Below are 23,212 nucleotides of genomic sequence, written 5' to 3'. Positions count from 1 at the left end.
ACGTACATAAGAGAGGGTCCGGCTATGCGGGAAAGAGCGTATGGCCGGACCCTTGTTTTCGTAAGAAAAGAGTGTTATAATTGCTTACCATAACCAGTCAATGAAATAAAGAAGAGGAGAAGCTATGAAAAAGACAAAAATGAAAGTTCTGACTGTAATTGGCCTGATTCTGCTTGCCGGTATTTATTACTATGTGAAGCTTCCGGCTATCAATATCCATGCTGCGGGATTCTGGACTTTCCTGCTTGTGGTGATTGCGGCTCTTGCGGTTATCTACATTGGAAAGAAAAAACTGTTCCGAAAAGAGGAGATCAAACAGTCCGGGATCGCAAAAGGTCTGATCGGTCTTTTCGTGCTGATCGGTGTTATTTATCTTGGAGGAACACTCCTTTCTTCACCGATCATCAACGCGAAAAAGTATCAGAAGCTCCTGACTGTGGAGGAAGGGGATTTTCAGACAGATATCAAGGAACTTTCCTTTGACCAGATTCCGCTTCTGGACCGGGAGTCTGCAACCCTTCTTGGAAACAGAAAGATGGGAAGCATGGTGGACATGGTGTCCCAGTTTGAAGTGGATGAGCTCTACAGCCAGATCAACTATCAGGACAAGCCGGTCCGGGTATCGCCGCTTCGCTATGCAAATGTAATCAAGTGGTTTACGAATCAGTCTGAAGGAATTCCGGCCTATATCCGGATCGATATGACAACACAGTCTACAGAACTCGTTATGCTCGATGAAGGAATGAAATATTCCACCAGCGAATATTTTAACCGGAATATCCACAGACATCTCCGTTTCCGGTACCCGACCTATATTTTCGGAGAACTGAGTTTTGAGATTGATGATGAAGGTGTGCCGTACTGGGTTGCTCCGGTGAAGAAATTCAATATCGGGCTGTTTGGAGGCGAGACGGTAGGACGGGTTGTGCTTTGCAATGCGATTACCGGAGAGACGACAGACTATGCCATCGATGAAGTGCCGGAGTGGATTGACCACGCTTATGATCCGGATCTTCTGATCCAGCTCTACGACTATTACGGAACGCTCAAACATGGATTCTTTAACAGTATTCTGAGCCAGAAAGACTGCCTGAAGACAACAGACGGATATAACTATCTGGCCATTGATGACGATGTCTGGGTATATACCGGAGTGACATCGGTCAATGAAGACCAGTCCAACGTTGGATTTGTCCTGATGAATCAAAGGACGATGGAGACAAAGTTCTATGAGGTGGAAGGCGCCACAGAGAACTCCGCCATGTCCTCGGCGGAGGGGCAGGTGCAGAACCTTCATTATACCGCGACGTTCCCGTTGCTTCTGAATATTTCCGGAGAGCCAACGTACTTCATCGCACTTAAAGATGATGCGGGCCTTGTAAAGAAATATGCTATGGTTAACGTTCAGAAATACCAGGTAGTGGCGATCGGAGATACAGTTAGCAAGTGTGAGGAAAATTATCTCGAATTGATGCAGGAGAACGGGATCGAGACAGACGACAGTGCTATGGCCCAAGAAACAAAGACCATTACAGGCAAGATTACCAGAATTGCTCAGGGTGTTGTAGAAGGAGATTCCCATTTCTACGTGATGGTAGAAGGCTCAGATGAGATTTTCGATGTTTCGGTCGTTGATTTTATTGATATTATTAAATATGATGTCGGACAGGCAGTAACAATGGAATACCGGGAGGGTGAAAAGACCAATGTGGTACTTTCACTAAATGGAGAGAAGAAGAATCCGATTGCAGAAGAAGAGGCATCCGAAACGGACAGTAACGGCGAGACCGTTTCCCAGGAAGAATAGGGTGACATTAGGCGGTTCTTACGTTTTCAAGATTGTTAGATCATAGCCAGGCAGGGACGAATATCCCGGTCTGGCTATTGTTTTATTCGCAAGAAAAGCCCATATATGCAAATAAAATTCAATTTATACACAAAAATGTATAAAAATACACTTGATTTTTTTGGTATATGTGGTAGAATATAGATTACATATTTCAAAGAAAATAAAAAATGAATCTTTATTCAAAATAGTAGGAGGATAAGTTATGAAAATGAAAAAAGTAGTAGCAGCTGCTCTTGCAGCAATGTGTGTTGTGTCGATGGCAGCTTGTGGATCAGAGAAAAAAGAAGTAACAGTTTCAACTCAGGATGACCTGAAAACGCTTACAATCGGAGTACAGCAGGGAACAACAGGAGACCTTACATGTTCTGATATTGTAAACCAGGAGAGCCAGATCAAGCGTTATCCAAAAGGCGCTGCTGCCGTACAGGCTTTAAAGACCGGAAAATTAGACTGTGTTGTAATCGACACTCAGCCGGCAGAAAAATTCGTACAGAAGAATGATGATCTGAAGATCGTGAGTGATCTGTTTGAAGATGAACAGTATGCCATCTGTGTGAAAAAAGGAAATACAGAACTTTTAGAGTCTATGAATCAGGCTCTTGCAGAACTGAAATCAGAAGGCACTTTGGATAAAATCATCAACAACTACATTGGTGAGGTTGGATCCTATCAGTATGAAAGTCCGGAAAATGTAGATCATTCCAAAGGTGAGCTTGTGATGGCAACCAACGCTGAATTTGAACCATATGAATATCACGATGGAGACTCAATCGTAGGAATCGACGTGGACATCGCGACAGCAATCTGTGACAAAATGGGATACAGCTTAAAGGTAGAAGATATGGAATTCGATTCCATCCTTCCGTCTATCGAAGCGGGAAAGGCTGATTTCGGTGCAGCCGGCATGACTGTGACAGAAGAAAGAAAACAAAATGTGGACTTTACAGACACATATGCAAATGCAAGTCAGGTCGTTATTGTAAGAAAATAAAGAGCAACAAAGACAGGGCTGGTGAGAACAGCCCTGTTTTTACGAGAGAAAAGTGAAAATATGGAGGGATTTACCATGATTTATGGAGCGCTTCTGGCCTCTAATTCATTTGCAGACCGTTTTTATCAAAACTTTATAGAAGATAACAGGTGGCTGATGCTTTTGAACGGTCTGAAAGTTACAGTCATCGTTACGCTGGAGGCTTTGCTGATAGGTATTATCATTGGATTTATTGTGGCGATCATTCGATCCTATCATGATAAAACAGGAAAGTTTACGATTTTAAATGCAGTCTGCAAAGTTTATCTGACGGTCATCCGAGGAACCCCGTCTATGATTCAGATCCTTATCATGTATCTGGTTGTATTCGGATCTTCCTCTTTGAACTCGATCATTATTGGAGGAATAGCATTTGGAATAAATTCAGGTGCATATGTAGCAGAAATTGTTCGATCAGGAATTATGTCCATACCAGAAGGCCAGACAGAAGCCGGAAGAAGTCTTGGACTTAGTTATGCACAAACAATGCGGCTGATTATCATGCCGCAGGCATTTAAAAATGTGCTTCCTGCGCTTGTAAATGAAATGATTGTTTTGATCAAAGAAACCGCTATTATTGGATATATTGGTGAACAGGATCTTACAAAAGCAGCTATGGTAATCCAAAGCCGGACATTTGACGCACTTTTACCATTACTTGCGGCAGCGGTGATTTATCTCGCTTTGATCTGCCTTCTGACATTCTTTATGAATAAGCTGGAAAGGAGACTAAGGAACAATGAGCGTTAAAGGAGAAACTTTGATCCAGGTAGAAAATCTGGAAAAAGCATTCGGAAAAACAAAAGTTCTAAAAGGAATTACGACAGAGATCCATAAGGGAGAAGTAGTAGTCATCATCGGGCCGTCCGGTTCGGGGAAATCTACATTTCTTCGTTCTCTAAACCTGCTTGAAAAGCCGACCGGAGGAAAAATTTTCTTTGAAGGAACGGATATTACGGACCCAAAAGTTAATATTGATAATCACAGACAAAAAATCGGGATGGTTTTCCAGCATTTCAACTTGTTTCCGCATAAAACGATTTTGGAAAATATTACACTTGCTCCTGTGGCCCTTGGAAAATTAAGTTCGTCAGAGGCAGATGCCAAGGCGAAAGAACTGCTGAACAGGGTAGGTCTTCTTGATAAGGCAAATACCTATCCAGAACAGCTTTCCGGCGGACAAAAGCAACGTATTGCCATTGTAAGAGCACTCGCTATGGATCCGGACGTACTTTTATTTGATGAACCGACTTCGGCATTGGATCCGGAAATGGTGGGAGAAGTTCTTGATTTAATGAAGGAACTTGCCAAGGATGGAATGACAATGGTTGTCGTTACACATGAAATGGGCTTCGCAAGAGAAGTAGGAACAAGAGTCATGTTTATAGATGAAGGAATTATCAAAGAAGAAAACAGTCCGAAGCAGTTTTTTGATGAGCCGAAAGATTCAAGACTGCAGGACTTTTTAAGAAAAGTTCTCTAAAAAATAAGGAGGCGGGATATCAACCGCCTCCTTATTTTTTTTGAAACGGAATGCTGCCGGATCAGGTAAGGACTCTAGGTGGCAGCAGTTCCGCCAGTCGGCATCATTAATTCAGATACGCACAGTCATCTGTATTAGTAAGCTTTAAGTCTTCTTTGGCAGCACTGATGCTTACGTAAAAATCCAGATCACACTCTTTTGAAATTTTCTTCAGCTTTTCAACAAATTCCGGGATATCATCAAGAGAGATATGTGCATGTTTCAAAATAGCGTCGATAAAAATCGCCTTAATATCGTGATCTGCACTTGTCATGCCATAAATAAATCCAAGATAGGCATCAATATTGTCGATCGCTTCATAGTCATCCATGCAGATCGCACGGATATCAAAAGATAAGCTGTATGTATCGCGGTGGCTTTTTTTGATAAAGAATACGTGTCCGTCGGACTCCTTTGCCGCTTTGTTGGCAAGTTCAATCATCTGCTGTGTTTTTCCGCTCCCTTTCGGGCCTGTCAATAAATTAACCATATGCATTATCTCCTTTAGCTATATATTTTTCGTACTGAAATGACTTGTGATTATTATACACCTATCAGGGATTTTAAACAATCCTTTTTTGTCAAATTCCACAAAAGAAACTCGAAAAGAATGAAAATAACGAAAAACATTCCAATAAATCCAGAAAAAATCAAATATGGAAAAATTATAGGAAAAAAGGTGGAAATCTTGACAAAGAGAGATGATATGAGTAAAATGAACAGGTATAAAAAAGTACAGAGAAAAACGTCAGATGAGGAATAGTAAGAGCCGATGTTTTTTCAGAGAGCTGCCGTATGGTGCGAGGCAGCAGGACAGACACTCCCAACTCGCCTCGGAGTTCTTCTGGTGAACTCTAGTAGCCGGAAGCGGGTATTCCCGTTACAGATGAGAGTGCGCCGGTCTGCGGACGGGCGAAGAAGAGTGGTACCGCGTGGGCTTTCATGGCTTTCGTCTCTTGGATATGTTCAGAGACGGAAGTTTTTTTATTCTATAGATAATCCAATGGATCGTCAGGAAGCTTTTGCGGGTATAAAAGAAAGCATAAAATGGTTACTATATTATGTAAGGAGGAAATCAAAGATGCCGACACCTTATAATCACAAGGCAATCGAGAAAAAGTGGCGTGCACACTGGGAAGAGCATCCGGTGAATGTGCAGGAAGATGAGAGAGGAAAACATGAGAAATATTACTGCCTCGATATGTTCCCGTATCCGTCAGGAAACGGTCTGCATGTCGGACACTGGAGAGGATATGTCATCTCCGATGTATGGAGTCGTTACAAACTGCTTCAGGGATACTATATCATTCATCCGATGGGATGGGATGCATTCGGACTTCCGGCAGAAAACTACGCGATCAAAATGGGCGTTCATCCGGCAAAGTCCACAGCGGAAAATGTAAAGAATATCAAGAGACAGATCAATGAGATCGCGGCTCTTTACGACTGGGACAGAGAGGTCAACACGACAGACCCGAACTTCTACAAATGGACTCAGTGGATTTTTGTAAAGATGTTTAAGGCCGGCCTTGCTTACGAGAAGGAGTTCCCGATCAACTGGTGCCCGTCCTGTAAGACCGGACTTGCAAACGAGGAAGTTGTCAATGGAAAATGTGAGCGCTGCGGTACGGAAGTAACAAAGAAGAACCTCCGTCAGTGGATGCTCAAGATTACCAAATATGCAGAGAGACTTCTGAACGACCTGGACAAACTGGACTGGCCGGAGAAGGTTAAGAAGATGCAGACAGACTGGATCGGTAAATCCTACGGTGCCGAGGTAGAGTTCCCGGTGGATGGAAGAGATGAAAAGATCACTGTCTACACAACAAGACCGGATACACTTTACGGCGCAACATTTATGGTACTGGCTCCAGAGCATGCTCTTGCAAAAGAACTTGCAACCGATGAGACAAGAGAAGCAGTGGAGAAATATATCTACGACGCTTCCATGAAGTCTAATGTTGACCGCCTTCAGGATAAGGAAAAAACCGGAGTTTTCACAGGAAGCTACGCGATCAATCCGATCAACGGGGCAAAAGTGCCGATCTGGCTGTCCGACTATGTACTGGCTGACTACGGTACCGGAGCAATCATGTGCGTACCGGCACATGATGACCGTGACTTTGCATTTGCAACCAAGTTTAACATTCCGATCATTCAGGTTATCGCCAAAGACGGAAAAGAAATTGAAAATATGACAGAAGCCTACACAGAGGCATCCGGAACCATGATCAATTCCGGAGAATGGAACGGCATGGAATCCGCTGTTCTGAAAAAGGAAGCTCCGGTGATGATCGAAGAGCGCGGTATCGGAAGAAAGACCGTCAACTACAAACTGCGTGACTGGGTATTCTCCCGCCAGAGATACTGGGGAGAACCGATCCCGATTGTACACTGCCCGGACTGCGGCGCTGTACCGGTACCGGAAGAAGAACTTCCATTGACACTGCCGGATGTAGATTCTTACGAGCCGACAGGAACAGGAGAATCTCCGCTTGCTGCGATTGATTCCTGGGTTAACACAAGCTGTCCGGTCTGTGGAAAGCCGGCCAAGAGAGAGACCAACACCATGCCTCAGTGGGCAGGTTCCTCCTGGTATTTCCTGCGTTACGTAGATCCGCATAATGATAAAGAACTGGTTTCCAGAGAAAAAGCGGACGCGATGCTTCCGGTTGATATGTATATCGGAGGTGTGGAACATGCAGTACTTCACCTTCTGTATTCCCGTTTCTACACGAAGTTCCTGTGCGATATCGGCGTGATCGATTTTGATGAGCCGTTTATCAAGCTCTTCAATCAGGGTATGATTACCGGAAAGAACGGAATCAAGATGAGTAAGTCCAAAGGAAATGTCGTATCTCCGGACGATCTTGTAAGAGATTACGGATGCGACTCTCTGAGAATGTATGAACTCTTCGTTGGACCGCCGGAACTGGATGCAGAGTGGGATGACAGAGGAATCGACGGGGTATACCGTTTCCTGAACAAGCTCTGGAATCTTGTAATGGACAACAAAGACAAAGACGTAACACCATCCAAGGAGATGCTCAAACTCCGCAACAAGATGGTATACGATATTACAACACGTCTGGAAAGCTTCAGCCTGAATACGGTAATTTCCGGATTCATGGAATACAACAACAAGTTTATCGATCTTGCCAAGAAAGAAGGCGGAATTGATAAAGAGACACTTTCCACGATCGCAGTACTGCTTGCACCGTTCGCACCGCACATGGGCGAAGAACTCTGGGAGCAGCTGGGACACGAAGGAAGCGTATTCCATGCGGGATGGCCGACCTACGATGAAGAAGCTATGAAAGATGACGAAATCGAAGTGGCTGTACAGATCAACGGAAAGACAAGAGCTGTTGTAACAATCTCCGCAGAAGCAGGAAAAGACGAAGCGATTGCTGCCGGCAAGGAAGCAATTAAAGAAAAACTGACCGGAAATATCGTAAAAGAAATCTATGTACCGGGAAGAATCATCAATATTGTAATGAAATAAGCAGGAAAGAGCCAGGAACCCTTGCAGACAGGGGCCTGGCTCTTCTCTCGCTTGACGGAATATGGGAGAAAATGCCGAAATTCTTTACCGGCCATTTAAAACGTTGAGACCGGGAGACGAGAGAAGCGGTTAAGGAATCTTACATCAAAGACAGGAATTGTAGGAGAGAAAATCAGCGGATGTAATATTGTAGAAGTTTGGAGAACTTTCTGCTAATATAAGAATTAGTAAAAAAGAAATGAGGAAGGTATATGAAAGAGGAAGAGAAAATTTTTGCGGGGAAAATGTTTGATCCAAGAAAACAGGAGCTGAAGGATATCAAGCACAAAGCTCATGCTGCATGTCAGAAATATAATATGATGGACGAGTTTGATTCCGACAGAAATGAAGTGATTCGCGATATTTTGGGAAAAGTGGGAAATGTGTTTTATTTTCAGGGCCCTGTGCAGTTTAATTATGGATGTCATACTTTTATCGGGGAAAATTTTTTTGCTAATTTTAATCTGACGGTTATGGATGATGGAAAAATTTTCATTGGTGACAATGTCTGTTTTGGCCCGAATGTTTCTTTGATGGCTACTTCTCATCCTCTTATTGCTCAGGAGAGGATGGGGCTGGACGAAGATGGAAAGACAACGATGGCAGAATATGCGGACGAAATTCATATCGGTAATAATGTCTGGATTGCATGTAATACGGTTGTAATTGGGGGCGTGCATATAGGAAATAATGTCGTGATTGGCGCAGGCAGTGTTGTGACAAAAGATATTCCGGATAATTATCTTGCATTTGGTAATCCGTGCAGACCGGTAAGGCCAATTACAGAAAAGGACAGCAAGAAGGAGTTGATTCTTCCGGAAGATAGAGAGCATTTTTCGTACAATTTGAACTGTATAATCTGATCAGAGGTGGTTCTATTGAGTGAAAAATAATCAGGCAGTCTTAATGTTTCACTTGACAAAAAAATATCCATCAGGGTAGCATAAAGCAGAAAAAGATATTTGTTTTATAGAAATCACCTATAAATATACCAATTCATATTCGGTTATCTTGTATGGTACAGGGATATGATTTTGGATAATATTAACAAAATTGAAAAAAATTACAAAAAAGGGTTCATTTTTTCGCAAAATGTATTATACTTAAAGATAGTGAAAAAAATGTCAGAAAGGGGATAATCATGGCAAAAATTACAGAAGGCTACATGCCGTACTTAGGTTATCAGACTTATTACAGAATTGTTGGGGAAAGAAAAGATAATGGAAAGGCACCATTGATTTGTCTTCACGGAGGACCGGGGTCTACTCATAACTATTTCGAAGTACTGGACAATGTTGCAGACGATGATGATCGTATGATCGTTATGTACGACCAGATCGGATGCGGAAATTCTTATCTGGACGGACATCCGGAACTGTGGAACCAGAAAGTATGGTTAGACGAGCTGGAAGCTTTGAGAAAACACCTTGACTTAGATGTATGCCACATCATTGGACAGTCCTGGGGCGGAATGATGCAGATCGCATATGCAGTTGACTATGATCCGAAGGGTGTTAAGAGTTTCATCATTTCAAGCGGCCATCCAAGCAGTTCTCTTTGGGAAAGAGAAGGTCTTCGCCGTATCAAAATGATGCCGCAGGATATGCAGGATGCAATTAACCATGCTCTTGAAACAGGTGATTTCACAGGAGAAGCTTACGATGCTGCAGTTGCAGAATACATGGATAGATATTGCAACTACTGGATTGGAGAAGATGCTCCGGAGTGCTGTACAAGACCGAAAAAATCAGGTTCTGAGTCTTATGTTGAAGGATGGGGACCAAACGAATTCGCACCTACAGGAACACTGAAAGACTTTGAATACATTGACAAACTTGACCAGATCAAGATTCCTTCTCTGATCTGCAGTGGTATTTCAGATCTTTGTTCTCCACTTGTAGCTAAGACCATGGCAGACAGAATCCCGAATTCTAAATGGATCCTTTGGGAACGTGCAAGACATACATGTTTTGTTGACAGACATGATGATTACTGCGTAGAACTCATCAAATGGATGAATCAGTACGACTAATCTGGTTGAATGTATGAAGTAAATAAAGGGCGCTGCTCTATCATCTGAAAAGTGACAGGGCGGTGCCCTTGTCTTATAAATAATACTCTTGTGTCCAGAACATGCCTGTGATAGGATAGTAAAAATAATCACTTTCCTACTGGGCGGATGTTCCGGGGCAGTTTAAAGTCTTTATCGACAGATGTACGCCATGGTGTAATACACACGAACCTCATGCGTCTGTCCGGGCGGGAAAAAAAGGCTATGCTGTTGTATTAAGAACGGGACCAAATATGAAGGAATGCGAACGGATTATTAAAACACTCGAACACTTCTATGGACATCTGGAAATTGAGTGCTGCGGAAGCCTTGGACTATGCTCCGTAGAATGTAAAGAGGATGCGAAGAAAAGGAAAGAGGAAATTATAGAATTTTGCAGCCGGATTTAACCCGGCTTTACATAAGAAAAATGGAGGATGTATGAAAAAAGTACTTGTAACAGGGGGAACCGCATTTGTAAGCAGATACATTGCAGAGTACTATGTTGGGAAAGGATATGATGTCAGTGTACTGAACAGAAACACGAAGAAACAGTCTGACGGCGTGCGGCTGATCGAGGCGGACCGGTATCATCTGGGGGATCGTCTTCGTGATCTTCATTTTGATGTTGTGATTGATACAGGCTATACGGCAAAAGAAGTGGAGCTGCTTCTGGATGCGCTTGGAAGTTATGAAAATTATGTTTTCATCAGTTCCAGCGCAGTTTATCCGGACAATCTCCCGCAGCCGTTTGCGGAAGAAACGCCGCTTGCTGAGAATACATACTGGAGAAAATATGGCACGGACAAGATCGAGGCAGAGACAGTGCTGCAAAAGAGAGATCCGGATGCATTTATTATAAGGCCGCCGTATTTATACGGGCCGATGAATGATATCTACCGGGAAGCCTTTGTATTTGACTGTGCGATGGCAGACCGGCCGTTTTATCTGCCGGGAGACGGCAGTCTGAAACTGCAGTTTTTCCACATTCAGGATCTGTGCAGATTTCTGGATATTCTACTGGAGAGAAAACCGGAACAGCATATTTTTAATGTGGGAAATCCGGAAATGATTTCTGTCCGGGACTGGGCCGGGCTCTGTTACCGTGCTGCGGGAAAAACGGCTGAATTTGTAAATGTTCAGGAAGCGGTTGAACAGAGAAATTATTTCAGTTTCTGCGAGTATGAATACCAGCTGGATGTGACCAGACAGTGTGCACTCATGCCGGATGCAAAACCATTGGAGGAAGGACTTTCGGAAGCCTTTGCGTGGTACAGACAGAATCAGGATCAGGTGGAGAAGAAGCCGTTTTTTGATTACATTGACATGTATCTGAAATAGAAGAAACCTTTCGGTATATACTGCCAAACCAAAAGATACTTCTGATGTGGAGATCCGGGATTTATAATAAAATCGAAAGCAACAGATTGATCTCAGCACAAAAGGCAGTAAGGGACAGCGGAATTCCGAGAGAAGAAATTTTTATCACAAGCAAGCTCTGGCTTCAGGATTATGGATATGAAGCAGCAAAGAAAGGATTGGAGACTTCTCTGGAAAAACTGGGTATGGACTATATTGACCTGTATCTTCTGCACCAGCCGTACGGAGACGTGGCAGGAGTATAGAAGGCTCTTGAGGAAGCAAAGGAAGATGGTGTCCTGAAATCCATCGGCGTAAGCAACATGACTCCAAAGATCTGGAAAGAATTTCTGCCGCAGGCATCCACCATTCCGGCAGTTAATCAGGTGGAATGCAACCCGTTTTTCCAGCAGAAAGAATTAAAAGCATTACTTGCAGAACATGATGTGAAAATTGAAGCATATCAGCCGTTGGGAAGTGGAAATGCTGCAATGCTTTCTCATCCGGCAGTGACAAAGATTGCAGAAAAATACGGCAAAAATGCCGGACAGATTGTTCTTCGTTTTGAACTTCAGGAAGGTCTGATTATTCTTCCGAGATCCACAAATCCGGAACGAATTGCGGGAAATATCGATCTTTTTGATTTTGAACTGACAGAAGAAGAGATGAACGCAATCCGTGCAATGGATACCGGAAAGGGAAAACACGATCCGGAAGCACCTGGAATTGCAGAGATGCTGCTTGCAAACTATAAGATTCACGATTGATTTTTGAGAACAAAAATAGTGAATCAAAAAGAGGCAGGAGGCTGAAATTGCGATGAAAAAGAGCAAAGTACTGGTCGGACTTCTGGCAGCGCTGATGCTTCTGGCAGGATGTGAGCAGGAACAAAGCGATACGGTGGATGGAGCAACGAGACGACCTATCTGGGAACGCCGGACCGGCCGAATGATTTTAAAAATGTGCTGGACAATGCCATGGCAGACGGGAAAATCGAGCCGATGATTGTGGTCTGCCCGACTTACAATAATGAAAGTGAAGAGGACAGTGCCGATTATTCTCTGGCACTTCAGCTGACCGAGAATTATCACAATGAGCTGGTTAACGATCTGATTCCGGCTGTCGAGGGGACTTACAGTACTTATGCGGAGGAAACTTCGCCGGAAGGGCTGCGGGCATCGAGAGACCACCGGGCATTCTGTGGATTCTCCATGGGATCTGTAGCAACATGGAGGACATTTGAGTACTGTCTGGATTATTTCCGCTACTTCATGCCGTCCAGCGGAAGCCTTACGAACGATGGAGAAGTTATGGCGTCGATGGTACAGGATTCTGGACATGACTGGGATGATTTCTTTATTTTTGCGGCATCCGGTACGGATGATTTTGCCTATTCCTCTTTCAAAAACCAGATTGAGGCAATGGCAGGCGAAAATAGCGGAACATTCCGTTATGCGGACAATGAAGGGGAGGGCAACCTTTATTTCCTCGAACAGGAAGGCGGCACTCATAACGGGGAGTATGCGATGGAATATTTTTATAACGGATTGTGCTGGATCTGGAAGTAAGAATCCAGAGAAGGCAAATTGACAAAATCTTATCTTTCCTATATACTTTTAAGCTAGGGGCAGCGATTGACGCTGCCCTTTTAATCAGGGAAATGTACCCGGACAGAAAGCAGGTAACGGAAGATGACATTACAGCAGTTAAGATATATTGTGACCGTGGCGGAGACAGGAAATATTACAGAGGCGGCAAGGCAGCTTTTTGTTTCACAGCCAAGTCTCACCAATGCCATCCGGGAACTGGAAAAGGAGATGCAGATCACGATTTTTCACCGCACCAACAAGGGCGTGACGATTTCCAATGAGGGTGATGAATTTCTCGCATATGCAAGACAGGTTCTGGAGCAGACCAGCCTTCTGGAAGAGCGCTTTTTGAACAAGAAAGAACGGCGTTCCAGATTTTCCGTCTCCTGTCAGCATTATTCTTTCGCGGTCAACGCCTTTGTGGATGTGATACGTGAATTTGGCGGGAAAAAGTACGATTTTACGCTGAGAGAAACCCAGACCTACGAGATTATCGAGGATGTCAGCCGGCTGAAAAGTGAGATCGGAATACTCTATACTTCCTCCAAAAATGAAGAAATCATTCAGAAGATGCTCCGGATGAACGGACTGGTATTCCGTGAACTATTTGTGGCAAAACCCCATGTGTTTCTGTCAGCAGAGCACCCGCTGGCAGGGGAGGAGATGGTAACGCTTGACGATCTGGCGGACTATCCGTATCTTTCCTTTGAGCAGGGAGAATACAATTCCTTCTATTTTTCGGAAGAGATTTTAAGCACGCTGGACCGCAGGAAAAACATCAAAGTCCGGGACCGGGCAACATTGTTTAATCTGGTGATCGGACTTAACGGATATACGGTCAGTTCCGGAGTGATCAGTAAAGAGCTGAACGGGGAAAATATCATTGCACGGCCTCTGGATGTGGATGAGAAGATGCGGATCGGCACCATCACGCAGAAAAACATGCCGCTGAGCCGTTACGGGAAAGCATATATGGAAGCTTTAAAACAGCATATTCCACACAGACAGCGTCTGTCATAGTTTTACGCTATGGCGGAACGCTGTTTTTTTGTATTTTTCAAATGGACGGAGAAGCGGTATACTGAAACCCATCAGAAAACTGACAGGAAAAGAATGGAGGAAGACATCATGGCAAAACAACATGCACCGTTTCGATATGATTATGTAGGAAGCTTTTTACGCCCGGAAAAATTAAAGGAGGCAAGGAAAGCACTGGAAGAAGGAAAAATTACAGCAGAAGAATTAAAGGCTGTGGAGGATGAGGCGATCCGGGATCTGGTAAAGAAGCAGAAAGAGGCAGGATATCATGTGATTACAGATGGAGAATTCCGCCGATCCACATGGCATCTGGACTTTATGTGGGGATTTGAGGGAGTGGCTCATAAAAAGACAGAACAGGGCATCGCTTTTCAGGGAGAAGATGCAATGCTCGATGATACCTGGCTGACCGGAAAAATCCGGGTGGGCACACATCCGTTTGTAGAGCATTTCCGGTTTGTCAAAGCGCTGGAAGATGAGCATACCGTGGCAAAACAGACGATTCCGGCACCGGCCCAGTTTTTTGCCCAGATGCTGATTCCGGGAAATCTGGAACAGACAAGAAAGGTTTATAAGACGGACGAGGAACTGATGGAGGATATCGCAGAAGGTTACCGGAAAGTGATCAGGGATCTGTATGATGCGGGATGCCGGAATCTTCAGCTTGACGACTGTACCTGGGGACTTCTTGTGGCGGAAGGATTTGCCGGAAGCAGGGAAGAAATCCAGGAAAGTGCAGAGAAATTTGTAAAAGTCAACAATCTGGCCATCCAGAATCAGCCGGAGGATCTGGTGATTACAACACATGTCTGCAGGGGGAATTATCATTCCGCATACTTCAGCAGCGGAGCTTACGATCCGATTGCAAAACCGCTGTTCGGAGAAGAACAGGTAGACGCATTCTATCTGGAATATGACGATGAGCGTTCCGGAAGCTTTGCACCGCTTGCGGAAGTGACCGGAGAGAAAAAGGTAGTACTTGGACTGATTACAACAAAGTCACCGGTTCTGGAAGAGAAAGAAGAAGTGAAAAAACGGATTTATGAGGCAGCAAAATACATTCCCCTTGACCGGCTGTATTTAAGCCCGCAGTGTGGATTCGCTTCCTGCGAGATCGGGAATAAGCTGACTGAGGAAGAACAGTGGGCAAAACTTGCGCTTGTAAAAGAGATCGCGGAAGAAGTATGGGGGTAAAAAAAGAAAAAACAGGGTCTGTTTTGGGACAGGCTCTGTTTTTTTATGCATGAAGATTGTTTCTCATGACAGATCTTTTCGGTAGACTCTGGACATGACACCAACAGCATTTTCCATCATCTGATAAAAGGAATATCCGTATGTTTCATACAGCCCGGTTTCTCCGGTAGCGATGAACACTTCTCCTGCGCCGTCCTCTTTTGCAGTCCTGCACGCATGATCCAGAAGAAGTCCCATATACCGGTGGCCTCTGTACTGCGGGAAGGTATAGACAAATCCGATCCAGGGACCAAGGTCTGTATTTTTGATGTCATCGATGTCTGATAAGGTGCAGAATGAGACCAGCTTTTTGCCTTCTGTCAGAAGAAAAAGTCTCACATGATTACCGCAGAATTCATGGATCTCATTCTTGCTCAACAGTTCATAGAGAAACTGACCTGCGCTCCAGTCGCTTTGCCTGATTTCCTCAAGCCAGTGTGCCTGATATTTTGTGCTGAAATATTCTTTGATTTCCATTGTTCCCTCCTGATCTCCGCCTGTTTTTTTCTATTTTACAAGGAGTCAGAGAAAAAAGAAAGAGATATGGAAGAAAATGAGAAACGGAATGTTTCCTTGCTTTTCTTAAAAGCCCTGATATGATACACTGATAGCAGAAATGACAGAGAAGAGGAGGGAACGTCAATGGGAAATCAATCTGCACAGAGCTGTAGCAGCTGTGCTTACTATATTTATGATGAAGAGTATGACGAATATGTCTGTGATGCCGCGATGGATGAAGACGATTATGTCCGGCTGCGTATGGAGCCGCATTATTCCTGTCCGTATTATCGGAACGGGGATGAATACCGGGTTGTGCGAAAGCAGATGTAAAGAAAGAGACCGTAAAAGATGACAAAAGGAAAAAACGAAAGGGGACGGTTATGAAAAGAAAAGTACAGGAATATTTTTTCTATTTTATGCTTTATTCTATGATTGGATGGATTTATGAGGTGTTTTTGGAAGTCGTTGTGTACCGCTGGGGCTTCTCCAACAGAGGAGTGCTGTTTGGCCCGTATTGTGTGATCTACGGCTTCGGAGCACTGATTTTGATTTTTACACTGGGAGGTCTTCAGAAAAAGAAGATTTATCTGGGGAAGATTCTGGCGACGCCGCTTCTGGTATTTGTGGGAATTGTTGTGATTACCACGGTGGTAGAATTGATCGGAAGTTATATTATGGAATTTACTTCCGGCGGCTGGATGTGGGATTATACCCGGTTTGCCTTTAACTTTCAGGGGCGGATCGCGCTGAATCCAAGTATCCGTTTTGGTATTGGAGGAATGATTTTTCTGTATGTGCTGCAGCCGCTGTTTGTCAGGCTGACAAAGAAAATTCCGGAGAAGGCATTTTCTGTGCTGACCGGAGTTCTGGCAGTGCTGTTTATCATCGATGTTGCGGCATTGATTTTAAAATAAGTTCGAGGTGAAAACGATGGAAATGTTGAAAATCAGAAAAGAGGAAAAACAGGACTATAAAGAGGTGGAAAATCTGATCCGGGAAGCATTCTGGAATGTGTATGTTCCGGGATCTTCCCGACCGGAATGATGGTAAAAGAGTTAAAACCGGGAGTGCTGGATGGAAGAACATGGTACTACAGAGAAAGTCCGGCTTTTGAAATCGATATGGATAAAATCGAAGAGTTTGATCAGATGTTTGAGCCGAAAGAGAAAAAAGTTCAGCCAAGCCAGGAGGCATTTTATATAATCAGTAATTCTACCCTAAACTAACTGATCCGGCACAGGAAGGTGAGAGCTATGAATATCACAGAACAGGTGAAACAGGTGCTTTATGAACAGGGAGCAGCGCTGGTCGGAATCGGGGATATGCGCCCGGTTCAGTTGTGCCGTTTTCCGGCAGGGATTTCAGTTGCGGTTCCCATCCCGAAGCATGTCATTGAGGATTTAAAAACAGCTCCGACAAAAGAATATTATGAGCTGTATGGAAGCTTAAATGCGAAATTAAATACGATTGTAACGGCGGGGGAAACATTTCTGAAAGAACAGGGGTACAATGCCTGGGCGCAGACAACAGACCGGGTAAAAGTAGATGAAGAAAACCGTTCTGAGATTCCGCATAAAACAGTGGCCGTCCGGGCGGGGCTTGGATGGATTGGGAAAAACTGCCTGCTGGTGACGCCGCAATATGGTTCAGCTATCAGGATTTCCTCCCTTTTGACGGATGCGCCTTTAGAATGTGCACAGCCGATGGAGAAATCCAGATGCGGCGGATGTTCACTTTGTGTTCAGCACTGTCCGGCAGGAGCACTGAAAGGAACCCTCTGGAGTGCAGGAATGGAGCGGGAAGAGATTGTCGATGTCAACCGATGCTATCAGAAGCAGAAAGAGATTATGTACGCCAGCACCGGAATTGATACAGACCTGTGCGGGAAATGCTTTGCCGTTTGTGCATACACGCAAAACTATCCGAAAAAACAATAGAAGTAAAGTGAAACATGGGAGAGAAAAACGATGTGTGAGTACCATATCATGAATTTAAGAGAGAAACCGCAGTGGAAGCAGAAAGCAGTACAGTGGTTTCATGAAAAATGGAATGTTCCGGTGGATGCATATCTGGAAAGCATAGAAGAAAGTCTGAACAGTGAAAATCCGGTGCCGCAGTGGTATCTGGCTGTAAAAGAAGAACAGATCATCGGTGGAATCGGAGTGATTGAAAATGATTTCCATGATAGAAAAGATCTGACCCCAAATGTCTGCGCGGTATACGTGGAAGAAGAATTTCGATGCCGCGGGATTGCAGGAAAGATGCTGGAGATTGTCTGCCGGGACATGAAAGAAAAAGGTATTGATACGCTCTATCTCATCACAGACCATGACTCCTTTTACGAACGATATGGCTGGGAATTCTACTGTATGGTGCAGGGAGACGGGGAAGAAGAAATGACGAGGATGTATGTACATCGGGAGAGATAGGAAACGAAAAGGATTCTGGACTTCAGAGTCCTTTTTCGGTGATGGGATATTGACAAAAACCGATTATAGATGTAATCTAATGATAGAATAAATGAAAAAATCAATCATTAAAATGAGGGGAGTTTTAGATTGAATATAGGGAGAAAGGAAATAGATTGTTATCTTTCCGAGGTAAAAAAGGCAGTCAAAAACGGGAAATACCGACTGGAAAGAAATGATAGAAGACAGGATAATCAGGATTTGTTTTTTAACTATGTGTTAGATGAACAGAAAGTCAGGAAGATTATACTGGATTTATCAGTGGAAGATTTTTCGGAGGTTCTCCAAAATAAACATAAAGGATATGAATATGAGAGACTTTATGTTTTTGGAAAAGATGTTACTCTATTAGAACGGTTTGGGAGCAGAGAAAAAACAGTATCTTTGTATATCAAGTTTAATAAGCTGGAGAATTGTTTTGTGATTGTGGTTTCATTTCATGAGCAACGCTATCCGATTAAATATTACTTCAAATAAAGATTCCGGGTCAGGAGGTAAGAATATGTCAAAGAAGGGTAGAATCGATTTCTGCGTTGAATGCAGAAGAGAAACAGAGTATGTTTTATGTAAAAAAACTGTTGTAAGGAAAATCAGAGATAAAGAATATCAGTTTACGATTACGACAGCGATTTGCAGCGAGTGTGGAAAAGAAATGAGTATTCCGGGGCTTCTTGATAGGAATATACAGGAGATGGATGAGCAGTATCGAAAGACAGAAGGAATTGTGTCAACAGAGGAAATTAAGAAGCTGATGCAGCTTTATAATCTTGGAAAGGCGCCGCTATCTCTTGCATTGGGGTTTGGCGAGGTGACAATAACGAGGTATCTTTCAGGACAGATTCCATCAAAAGAATACTCAGATATCATCAGAGCTGCTTTAACTTCACCCTCATATATGAAGAACCGTTTGAAAGAAAATCGTTCGAAAATTGCGTCAACTGCTTATAATAAGGCCGTTGTGGCAGCGGATTCTCTGGAAAATCTGTTTTCTGTATCGGATAAAATGCTTCAGGCAATTGCATATATTTTTGAAAGTTTGGAAGAGGTTACACCTTTGATGCTTCAAAAGCTTCTTTATTTCATTCAGAGTATTTACTATGTGCTCTTCGGAGATCCATTATTCGAGGAAGACTGCGAAGCATGGGCACACGGCCCGGTATATCCGGAAGTTTATAATCTGTTTAGAGATTTTAAATATAATCCGGTTGATGATGTACGATTTGCAGTCCTTAATGGTATATCAGATGATCTTGCAGAGAATGAAAAGCATGTGATCGATCTTGTGGTTAATACATTTGGCTTATATGGGGGGAAAGTGTTGGAACAGATCACGCATAGTGAAGAGCCATGGAAAGATGCCCGTAAAGGATACGAGGAGCAGATTCAGTCTCAAGAAACGATGTCAAAAGAACGTATGAAAAAATATTATGAATTCATAAATAGCAAATATCCGATTTCCTCAGAGATTGGATTGAAAAGATATATTCAGGATATTCTGATGAATGTTTAATGACAGAAGAAAACGAATGAGAGGTGAATGCCATGGAGCGTTGCGGCTGGTGTATGTGCAATGAAAAAATGATGAAGTATCACGATGAAGAATGGGGTGTCCCGCTCCGGGATGACCAGAAGCAGTTTGAGTTTTTGATGATGGAAGTCATGCAGTGCGGACTGAACTGGAATATGATGATTCAGAAGAGGGAAATTTTCCGTGCCTGCTTTGATTCCTTTGATTTTGATAAAGTGGCAGCATACGGGGAGGACGACATTGAGCGGATTATGGAAACCGAAGGTATGATCCGCTCCCGGAGAAAGATTGAGGCGGTGATCCATAATGCCAGGTGCTTTCAGAAGATCAGGGAAGAGTTCGGTACTTTTTCTGATTATATCTGGAGTTTCACAAAAGGGAAAACATATCTGTATACCGGGCATCAGAAAGGAGAGGTTCCAGCCAGAAACGGCTTATCTGACAGGATCAGTAAAGATCTGAAAAAGCGGGGATTAAAATATATGGGTTCGGTGACCGTTTACTCCCATCTGTAGGCATGCGGCATCGTCAATGACCATAAGGAAACGTGTTTCCGGTATCAGGAACTGTTAGAAATGTCGGATGCAGTACATAAAAGAAGAGATAAAGAGTAATAGAAACGGGGCGGATAAAATGATCAAGTATCAGGATATTGTTTTGTTAAATGGTATATTGGAAGAGAGCGGTACACGATTTCATGTGGGGTATAAAAATGAGGAGACCGCCTGCGTCATTCCGCCGGGAGAATGCTGTCTGACAGAGGAAGCAAGAGAGACTGCGATAAAATGTATTCAGGAATATTATGCATCAAAAGGAGAAGAAGTCCGTTTTTCAGAAGATGGATATTATTTTTCTTGTGTTTCCAAAGATTGAGTACAAAATAAGTGATCTTTAAACGGTTGTTTTGAATAACAATTAGTTTTGTTGGGCAAGGTAGCAAAAAGTAGCGAGGCGTGATATACTTGCTTCGTGGAAGCCTGGAAATCGAAAACAGATGCAAGTATTTATTACGTGATAGAAACAGAGTTAACAATGTCTGTCAGCAAAATTGTAAATATGATAAAAATTACACGATGCATCACATATGAGAACGGTATCCGATAGACTTAGGGAAACTTTTTTGAAAGAACACATACTTTGGGCGGATAGATATTTCCGGGCAACATTGGAAATGCTTTAGAAAAAATGCTGAGGAAATACATAGAAAATTAGGGCTGATGGGGAGGTGATGGTTAATGTTAAAGGCATATAAATATAGGATTTATCCAAATAAAGTGCAGGAAGAAGTTCTGGAAAAGACGTTTGGCTGCTGCCGTTTTGTTTACAATCAGACCTTGGCATACCGAAAAGAAAAATATGAGAAAGATAAGAAATCTATGAGCAGAACTGACTGCAATAATTACTGCAACAGACAATTAAAAGAGGAATATGAATGGTTAAAGGAAGTGGATAAATTTGCGCTTACAAACGCAATATATCACATGGATTCGGCCTACCGGAAATTTTTCAAAGAACATGCCGGATATCCCAGATTCAAAAGCAAACATAACAGCCGTAAATCTTATACGACAAATTATACAAATGGAAATATCAGCGTAGATTTTGATGCCAGAAAAATAAAACTGCCAAAACTAAAACAAGTGAGGGCGGAGTTGCACAGAAAATTTACAGGTCAGATAAAATCAGCAACGGTGTCGCAGGTTCCAAGCGGCAAATATTATGTATCAGTTTTAGTAGAGACGTACCATGAACCATTTCCGGAAACAGAAGGGAAAATTGGTTTGGATTTAGGGATTAAAGACATATGTGTTACGTCAGATGGACGGAAATACAGGAATCCTAAAATACTGTCGAAGATGGAAAGAAAACTGGTAAAACTACAAAGGCAGTTAAAGCATAAAGAAAAGGAAAGTAGTAACTATTATAAGGCAAAAAGGCAGATTGCGTTATGTTATGAGAAAATAGTAAATGCCAGAAAAGATTATCTGCATAAGCTGTCGCATGAGATTATCAGCGAAAATCAAGTGATAGTCTCTGAAAACTTACAGATAAAAAATAGTAGAATTTTTCTCTCTGCCGTAAGATGATTTTAGGTCGGTTGAGGGATTAGAAAACGCCGGAAACCCGCATAAACTCTATGTTTTTGCGCGTTCTCGGCGTTTCTTTTGTCGCCTCTGTTGGTGGTGCTTTTTCGGTAAATGGTGCCCAAATGGTGCCCAAATCCCACACGGGGCTATAAGACGATATAAGAAGCGGTAAAGAGATACAGCGGTTAAAGCTCTAAATCGCTGCTTTTTTTCTTTGCCGCGCTCTTTGCTTTCTTCGGCTCGGCTTTCTCTGCCTTTGCCGGGTCTGCCTGTTTGACCGCTCCATGATAAGCGTCTAAAACTTCCTTTTTGCGTTCAAGCCGCACGTCCACATAACGGGCGGTAACGGCTTCAAAGTTCATAGACAGCCCAAGCGATACGCCGATACCCGCAAGCGTATGTCCTAATATTTCGCCTACGGTGTAGAAGTCTCCCGTCAGTTGGTGCATATTGGTAGCTGCGGTATGGCGCAAATCGTGAAAGCGGATATGCGGCATATCCAAATCTTCAAGCAGCTTTCCAAACTGTGAAGATACCCAAGCAGCGGAGATAGGCGCGCCGTCCGGTTTTGCCACAACAAGGTCATTGTCATAATAGGGCTTGCCGTCTTTCTCTGCCTGTTCGCGCTGCGCTTCCTGCATGGCAAACTGTTTGAGGAAGAACGGACGGGCAAGCTCGGTAATGGGTAGCTTCCTGCCGTTGGATTTCGGCGGTGCCATTTCTTCAATGACTTTTGTTTTCGGTGGCACTTTGAAAGGTAGCTGCTCGGTAACGTCAAAGGTGTTGTTTTCCAAATCCACGTTACGCCAACGCAAGCCCAGGATTTCAGAACGGCGCATACCGTAAAGCCCGCCTAAAATGACGGGCATTTCCCAAACCGTACCCTCGACGCGCTGCATGAGGGCTTTTACCTGTTCCGGCGTGTACGGGTCGGGGGTCTTGTCGCTCTTTCCAAACTTTGTAAGCGTGTCCTTTGCCGCGTTGGTTTCAATATAGCGGTATTTTCGTGCATGGCTCAACGCCACGCTTAAAACACGCTTTGCCCCGGCTGCGGTAGACGGCTTCAAGCCTTTGTCGATAATCTGCTGAAACATCTTGTCTACCATTGCGGGGGTAAGCTGATTAAGGGCAACGCCGCCGATATACGGATTGATATAGTTTTTAATGGTCTGTTTATACCCATTATAAGTAGAGGGGCGCAAGTTCACTCTTGCATAGCTCTCCACCCAATCATTGAGATAGGCAGCGACGGTCTGTTTTCTCTGCGTGGTAATGGAAGCGATTTGCCCCGGATTGCGGAGTGATATTGTCAAGATTAGTTGACACATTTTTCTCAAGGATATCACTGACTATGCAGCCACCTCCAAAGCCTCATAGTACTGCCTGCGTTTTACCATGGGAGGAAGGCCGCCAT

At 43.5% G+C, this 23,212-nt stretch carries 27 protein-coding genes, 1 pseudogene and 1 other annotated feature; of the genes and pseudogenes, 25 read left to right on the top strand and 3 right to left on the bottom strand.

The window, feature by feature from the left end; translation table 11 throughout:
• The first annotated feature begins 124 nt into the window (after window positions 1-124).
• The 4 genes from H6A32_RS08040 to H6A32_RS08025 all read left to right on the top strand — a co-directional run bounded on the left by H6A32_RS08040 (window position 125) and on the right by H6A32_RS08025 (window position 4,362).
• Window positions 125-1,807: a hypothetical protein gene (locus H6A32_RS08040; RefSeq protein ID WP_087253071.1), complete on the top strand. Its 1,683-nt coding sequence runs from the start codon at window positions 125-127 to the stop codon at window positions 1,805-1,807.
• A gap of 244 nt (window positions 1,808-2,051) precedes the next feature.
• Window positions 2,052-2,840, top strand: coding sequence for a transporter substrate-binding domain-containing protein (locus tag H6A32_RS08035; protein ID WP_087253068.1), 789 nt, complete (start codon window positions 2,052-2,054; stop codon window positions 2,838-2,840).
• Window positions 2,841-2,915: 75 nt separating this feature from the next.
• Window positions 2,916-3,629: an amino acid ABC transporter permease gene (locus H6A32_RS08030; RefSeq protein ID WP_087253064.1), complete on the top strand. Its 714-nt coding sequence runs from the start codon at window positions 2,916-2,918 to the stop codon at window positions 3,627-3,629.
• Between the two features lie 10 nt (window positions 3,630-3,639).
• Window positions 3,640-4,362 (top strand): ATP-binding cassette domain-containing protein, encoded by a 723-nt coding sequence (locus tag H6A32_RS08025; protein WP_204864104.1) that lies wholly within the window; start codon window positions 3,640-3,642, stop codon window positions 4,360-4,362.
• Between the two features lie 106 nt (window positions 4,363-4,468).
• Here H6A32_RS08025 and H6A32_RS08020 read toward each other — a convergent pair whose 3' ends face one another.
• Window positions 4,469-4,891: a hypothetical protein gene (locus H6A32_RS08020; RefSeq protein WP_087253060.1), complete on the bottom strand. Its 423-nt coding sequence runs from the start codon at window positions 4,889-4,891 to the stop codon at window positions 4,469-4,471.
• A gap of 120 nt (window positions 4,892-5,011) precedes the next feature.
• Here H6A32_RS08020 and H6A32_RS08015 point away from each other — a divergent pair, with 120 nt between their 5' ends.
• The 11 genes and pseudogenes from H6A32_RS08015 (at window position 5,012) to H6A32_RS07960 (ending at window position 15,175) form a co-directional block, all read left to right on the top strand.
• The gene (locus H6A32_RS08015; protein ID WP_204864087.1) at window positions 5,012-5,164 is read left to right on the top strand and encodes a hypothetical protein; all 153 of its coding nucleotides are present in this window, start codon (window positions 5,012-5,014) and stop codon (window positions 5,162-5,164) included.
• Window positions 5,141-5,361, top strand: a binding site (T-box leader). (Overlaps the previous gene by 24 nt.)
• Window positions 5,362-5,482: 121 nt before the next feature.
• The gene (leuS, locus tag H6A32_RS08010) at window positions 5,483-7,906 is read left to right on the top strand and encodes a leucine--tRNA ligase (protein ID WP_204864086.1); all 2,424 of its coding nucleotides are present in this window, start codon (window positions 5,483-5,485) and stop codon (window positions 7,904-7,906) included.
• 251 nt (window positions 7,907-8,157) lie between these two features.
• Window positions 8,158-8,808 carry a sugar O-acetyltransferase gene (locus tag H6A32_RS08005; protein WP_087167431.1) on the top strand — a complete coding sequence of 217 codons (651 nt, stop codon included), beginning with the start codon at window positions 8,158-8,160 and terminating at the stop codon, window positions 8,806-8,808.
• Window positions 8,809-9,086: 278 nt separating this feature from the next.
• A complete protein-coding gene (gene pepI, locus H6A32_RS08000; RefSeq protein ID WP_087167430.1) occupies window positions 9,087-9,977 on the top strand; it encodes a proline iminopeptidase in 891 nt (296 codons plus the stop codon).
• 272 nt (window positions 9,978-10,249) lie between these two features.
• On the top strand, window positions 10,250-10,405 hold the full coding sequence (locus tag H6A32_RS16860; RefSeq protein WP_330677587.1) for a hypothetical protein: 156 nt from the start codon (window positions 10,250-10,252) through the stop codon (window positions 10,403-10,405).
• Window positions 10,406-10,436: 31 nt separating this feature from the next.
• Window positions 10,437-11,336, top strand: a complete 900-nt coding sequence (locus H6A32_RS07990) for an NAD-dependent epimerase/dehydratase family protein (RefSeq protein WP_204864085.1) — start codon at window positions 10,437-10,439, stop codon at window positions 11,334-11,336.
• Between the two features lie 44 nt (window positions 11,337-11,380).
• Window positions 11,381-12,121 (top strand): annotated as a pseudogene (locus H6A32_RS16345) (aldo/keto reductase).
• Window positions 12,122-12,173: 52 nt separating this feature from the next.
• Window positions 12,174-12,359 carry a hypothetical protein gene (locus H6A32_RS07975; RefSeq protein WP_087167427.1) on the top strand — a complete coding sequence of 62 codons (186 nt, stop codon included), beginning with the start codon at window positions 12,174-12,176 and terminating at the stop codon, window positions 12,357-12,359.
• Window positions 12,332-12,922 carry an alpha/beta hydrolase gene (locus H6A32_RS07970; protein ID WP_204864083.1) on the top strand — a complete coding sequence of 197 codons (591 nt, stop codon included), beginning with the start codon at window positions 12,332-12,334 and terminating at the stop codon, window positions 12,920-12,922. The genes H6A32_RS07975 and H6A32_RS07970 overlap by 28 nt, the downstream gene beginning before the upstream one ends.
• Window positions 12,923-13,045: 123 nt before the next feature.
• Entirely contained in the window at window positions 13,046-13,963 is a 918-nt protein-coding gene (locus H6A32_RS07965) for a LysR family transcriptional regulator (protein WP_087253049.1), read from the top strand.
• Between the two features lie 108 nt (window positions 13,964-14,071).
• Window positions 14,072-15,175: a 5-methyltetrahydropteroyltriglutamate--homocysteine S-methyltransferase gene (locus tag H6A32_RS07960; protein WP_087167522.1), complete on the top strand. Its 1,104-nt coding sequence runs from the start codon at window positions 14,072-14,074 to the stop codon at window positions 15,173-15,175.
• Window positions 15,176-15,238: 63 nt separating this feature from the next.
• Here H6A32_RS07960 and H6A32_RS07955 read toward each other — a convergent pair whose 3' ends face one another.
• Window positions 15,239-15,691 (bottom strand): GNAT family N-acetyltransferase, encoded by a 453-nt coding sequence (locus tag H6A32_RS07955; protein WP_087167424.1) that lies wholly within the window; start codon window positions 15,689-15,691, stop codon window positions 15,239-15,241.
• A 165-nt stretch (window positions 15,692-15,856) separates the two neighbouring features.
• Between H6A32_RS07955 and H6A32_RS07950 the strand changes: the two genes are divergently transcribed.
• The 10 genes from H6A32_RS07950 to H6A32_RS07900 all read left to right on the top strand — a co-directional run bounded on the left by H6A32_RS07950 (window position 15,857) and on the right by H6A32_RS07900 (window position 21,798).
• Complete coding sequence (locus tag H6A32_RS07950) at window positions 15,857-16,045, top strand: DUF6472 family protein (protein ID WP_087167423.1); 189 nt, start codon at window positions 15,857-15,859, stop codon at window positions 16,043-16,045.
• A 50-nt stretch (window positions 16,046-16,095) separates the two neighbouring features.
• Window positions 16,096-16,629 (top strand): putative ABC transporter permease, encoded by a 534-nt coding sequence (locus H6A32_RS07945; RefSeq protein ID WP_204864082.1) that lies wholly within the window; start codon window positions 16,096-16,098, stop codon window positions 16,627-16,629.
• A 126-nt stretch (window positions 16,630-16,755) separates the two neighbouring features.
• Complete coding sequence (locus H6A32_RS07935) at window positions 16,756-16,941, top strand: hypothetical protein (protein ID WP_118635766.1); 186 nt, start codon at window positions 16,756-16,758, stop codon at window positions 16,939-16,941.
• Window positions 16,942-16,968: 27 nt separating this feature from the next.
• Entirely contained in the window at window positions 16,969-17,652 is a 684-nt protein-coding gene (locus H6A32_RS07930) for a 4Fe-4S double cluster binding domain-containing protein (RefSeq protein WP_204864081.1), read from the top strand.
• 30 nt (window positions 17,653-17,682) lie between these two features.
• Window positions 17,683-18,144, top strand: coding sequence for a GNAT family N-acetyltransferase (locus tag H6A32_RS07925; RefSeq protein ID WP_204864080.1), 462 nt, complete (start codon window positions 17,683-17,685; stop codon window positions 18,142-18,144).
• Window positions 18,145-18,273: 129 nt separating this feature from the next.
• A complete protein-coding gene (locus tag H6A32_RS07920; RefSeq protein ID WP_087167419.1) occupies window positions 18,274-18,660 on the top strand; it encodes a type II toxin-antitoxin system MqsR family toxin in 387 nt (128 codons plus the stop codon).
• A gap of 25 nt (window positions 18,661-18,685) precedes the next feature.
• Window positions 18,686-19,693 carry a type II toxin-antitoxin system antitoxin SocA domain-containing protein gene (locus H6A32_RS07915; RefSeq protein ID WP_087167418.1) on the top strand — a complete coding sequence of 336 codons (1,008 nt, stop codon included), beginning with the start codon at window positions 18,686-18,688 and terminating at the stop codon, window positions 19,691-19,693.
• A gap of 32 nt (window positions 19,694-19,725) precedes the next feature.
• On the top strand, window positions 19,726-20,226 hold the full coding sequence (locus H6A32_RS07910; protein ID WP_204864079.1) for a DNA-3-methyladenine glycosylase I: 501 nt from the start codon (window positions 19,726-19,728) through the stop codon (window positions 20,224-20,226).
• Window positions 20,227-20,293: 67 nt separating this feature from the next.
• Window positions 20,294-20,584: an RDAC family protein gene (locus H6A32_RS07905; RefSeq protein WP_204864078.1), complete on the top strand. Its 291-nt coding sequence runs from the start codon at window positions 20,294-20,296 to the stop codon at window positions 20,582-20,584.
• Window positions 20,585-20,946: 362 nt separating this feature from the next.
• Window positions 20,947-21,798 carry an RNA-guided endonuclease TnpB family protein gene (locus H6A32_RS07900; protein ID WP_204864077.1) on the top strand — a complete coding sequence of 284 codons (852 nt, stop codon included), beginning with the start codon at window positions 20,947-20,949 and terminating at the stop codon, window positions 21,796-21,798.
• Between the two features lie 185 nt (window positions 21,799-21,983).
• Here H6A32_RS07900 and H6A32_RS07895 read toward each other — a convergent pair whose 3' ends face one another.
• The gene (locus H6A32_RS07895) at window positions 21,984-23,111 is read right to left on the bottom strand and encodes a site-specific integrase (protein ID WP_243424879.1); all 1,128 of its coding nucleotides are present in this window, start codon (window positions 23,109-23,111) and stop codon (window positions 21,984-21,986) included.
• Window positions 23,112-23,212: the final 101 nt, after the last annotated feature.

The sequence above is a fragment of the Drancourtella massiliensis genome (genome assembly GCF_016900655.1).
In the GTDB taxonomy this organism is placed as follows: domain Bacteria; phylum Bacillota; class Clostridia; order Lachnospirales; family Lachnospiraceae; genus Sellimonas; species Sellimonas catena.
The sequence above is the reverse complement of the archived record's forward strand: the minus strand, read 5'-3'. Positions and strand labels throughout refer to the sequence as shown.